We start from the raw sequence: 2,955 nt of genomic DNA on the forward strand, positions 1-2,955 counted from the left end.
CCGCGGTTTTTCATCAGACCTGTTCGGAAAAACATATTCGGAACAGGTCCATTTTTTTGCGAGGGGACGTGGCTTTTTCAGAACGGGAATTCGACCTCTAACCTTTTCCCGTTCCAAGTTCGGCTTCGTCGGAGCAATCGCTCAGCCGGCACGCGCGGCGTGCCTCCGTGCCCACGGGGGCGGGGCGATTGCAATTTTTCCCGTTCTCGATTGCTAAACCTTTTCCCGTTCCAAGTTCGGCTTCGTTGGGGCAATCGCTCAGCCGGCACGCGCGGCGTGCCTCCGTGCCCACGGGGACGGGGCGATTGCAATTTTTCCCCTTCCCGATTGCTAACCTTTTCCCGTTCTCAGTTCGGCTTGGGGAGGGCGGGAGGGGGATTTATTGAGGAATTCGCGACTTTCACATAGAATAGTGGAATCATGATAAGAATAAACGCGAATGAGCTTAAGAAAATACTTGATATGACGCCGGAATCGCAGAACATCCTTCTTGCGGGAAAGCACGGAATAGGAAAATCGCAGATACTGACGAACTACTACAAAAAGACAGGAATAAAGGTCATACCGCTTTTTCTCGGGCAGATGAGCGATCCGGGGGATTTGATAGGCCTTCCGTACAAGAACGAGACGACGGGGAAAACGGAATTCATGCCGCCGTATTGGTTTCCCACGGACGGAACCCCGATTGTGCTGTTCCTCGACGAACTTAACCGCGCGCGTCCTGAGGTGCTCCAGACGATAATGGACCTCGCGCTGAACAAGACGCTCGCCGGAAAATCGCTCCCGAAGGGAAGCCGCATCATAAGCGCGGTAAACACGGGCGACGAGTACCAGCTCACCGACCTCGACCCTGCCCTCGTCTCGCGCTTCAACGTCTTCGAATTCATGCCGAGCGTCCCGGAATGGCTTTTGTGGGCGGAAAAATCGGGAATCGACGAGCGGATTATATCGTTCGTGTCGCAGAACCCGGACTACCTCGACGGCGCCGCGCTCAGGAAGGAGGACATGGGGCTTGAAAAAACGCCGGACAGGCGCGGCTGGGAGCGCATTTCCGACATCATAAAGGGAAAGCCGAACGTATCGGACGAAATCTACAAGAAAATTTCCGCGGGAATAATCGGAATGCCGGCGGCGACGAAATTCTTCGCGGCAATATCGAAGAACAGCGTCCTTTCGGCACAGGAAATCCTCACGCAGGACTTCAAGGACGTCGAGGACACGCTCAAAAAATACTCGACGCCGACGCTCGCCATCGTCAACGAGTCGCTTTTCAGGTACATCGAAAGCAAAAACTACGACAAATCGAAGACGGTGGAAATCGCGCGGAACCTCGACAAATATTTCGGGATGCTCATCCTCGAGATGAAGCAGGAGGCGATGGGGCATTTCGCGAACCTGTTCACGTCCGAGCCGTACCAGTCGGTGGCGGCGTTCATAATGATGAACATACCGTCGCTGCAGGCGAAAATCATGAAGTTCATCCAGTCAATCTGACGAAAACGTGGAGTCGCACAAAAAAATGGAGAATCTTACTGCGCGCGAACGCATAACGAAAATCGCGGAGATATGGTTCCTCAAGGAGCCGCTTCTTTTCGGCGTGTTCTGCACGCACAAGATTTCGGAAAACGAGGACATAAAAGTCGCGTTCCGGTGCGGGAAAATGCGCATCGAATTCAATCCCGCGATACTATCGAAAAAGACCGACGCCGAGCTCGAGGAGCTTCTCAAAATCGAGGTCGTGCGGATAATTCTCAAGCATCCGTACCAGCGCATCCCGCCGTGCCCGAACAGGATTGTCCTCTCGCTCGCAAGCGACATCACGATATCGGACGTGATGGAGACGCGCGTCCGCCTTCCGCGCGCCGAGGATTTCAAGCTGCCGAAAAACCTCTCGTTCGAGGAATACTACGTGAAGCTTTTGTCGGACATGAAAACGAAGCTCGACTCATTCGAACTGGGCAACGAAAGCGCGCTCACGCAGGAGCAATTCCAGGAGCTGACCGAAAAGTACGACTGCTCCGAGCTTTGGGACGAGGATTCCGAGGCGGCGGAGACGATAAACGCGGAAATCGAGCGCGCGCAGATGTCGAACGGCTGGGGCTCGATAAAAGGCGAACTTCAGGAGATAATCGAGGCGACGCTCGTCATAAGCATGGACTACAGGCGCATGCTCGCCATGTTCCGCGCGACGATAATCTCGTCGGCACGGAGGCTCACGCGCATGAAGCCAAACAGGCGCTACGGATTCACCGCGATGGGAAGCCAGAACGAATTTTCGACGGGGCTTCTCGTCGCGGTCGACGTCAGCGGCTCAATCAGCACCGAAGCGCTCAGCCGGTTCTTCTCAATCGTGAACAGGTTCTTCAAATACGGAATGAAGAAAATAGACGTCATACAGTTCGACGCGGATATTACGGCCGACATCCTCTCGCTCAAAAAAGCGAGGAGCAAGGTCGAAGTGACGGGACGCGGCGGAACGGATTTCCAGCCCGCGCTTGATTTTTATGCGAATTCGAATGAATACGACGGGCTTATCATCTTCACGGACGGATGCGCATCGGTACCAAAAATGGAATCGACGAAGCGCGTTTTGTGGGTTCTGACGAGCAAGGCGGAATACAACTCATTCTGCAAAGAGATGCTCCCGTCGCTCCCCTCGTCGAAGGCGACGTACATTCCCCTGTGACGGAATGCCGGAACCGGGCAACCTTGAAACGAGGCGCGCATTCTGATAAAATAAACGCGTTGCTTTTGCGACAAGCCGGGATGGTGGAACAGGTAGACACAAGGGACTTAAAATCCCTCGACATTCAACCGTCGTGCCGGTTCAAGTCCGGTTCCCGGCAACCCCCGAACAAGGGGGATTTTTTTTACCCGGACAGATTTCCGAGAAAACCGCCGGCGCAAAAAAAACGGGATTCAAAAGTGAAGTGTACCCCAATTATTGGACACTTT

At 54.1% G+C, this 2,955-nt stretch carries 2 protein-coding genes and 1 tRNA gene; all 3 read left to right on the forward strand.

Features of this window, described 5'->3' with window-relative positions; all coding sequences use genetic code 11:
• Positions 1 to 420 precede the first annotated feature (420 nt).
• The 3 genes from TRESADRAFT_RS00125 to TRESADRAFT_RS00135 all read left to right on the forward strand — a co-directional run bounded on the left by TRESADRAFT_RS00125 (position 421) and on the right by TRESADRAFT_RS00135 (position 2,846).
• Positions 421 to 1,494, forward strand: a complete 1,074-nt coding sequence (locus tag TRESADRAFT_RS00125; RefSeq protein ID WP_002701660.1) for an AAA family ATPase — start codon at positions 421 to 423, stop codon at positions 1,492 to 1,494.
• Between the two features lie 25 nt (positions 1,495 to 1,519).
• Positions 1,520 to 2,686 carry a vWA domain-containing protein gene (locus TRESADRAFT_RS00130; protein ID WP_002701661.1) on the forward strand — a complete coding sequence of 389 codons (1,167 nt, stop codon included), beginning with the start codon at positions 1,520 to 1,522 and terminating at the stop codon, positions 2,684 to 2,686.
• Between the two features lie 74 nt (positions 2,687 to 2,760).
• Positions 2,761 to 2,846: transfer RNA gene (locus TRESADRAFT_RS00135), tRNA-Leu, on the forward strand.
• Positions 2,847 to 2,955 lie beyond the last annotated feature (109 nt).

Source organism: Treponema saccharophilum DSM 2985 (assembly GCF_000255555.1).
Classification (GTDB): Bacteria; Spirochaetota; Spirochaetia; order Treponematales; family Treponemataceae; genus Treponema_D; species Treponema_D saccharophilum.

Coding starts and splice junctions, on each gene's coding strand:
- TRESADRAFT_RS00125 (WP_002701660.1), top strand. CDS start 421: ATGATAAGAATAAACGCGAATGAGCTTAAGAAAATACTTGATATGACG.
- TRESADRAFT_RS00130 (WP_002701661.1), top strand. CDS start 1,520: ATGGAGAATCTTACTGCGCGCGAACGCATAACGAAAATCGCGGAGATA.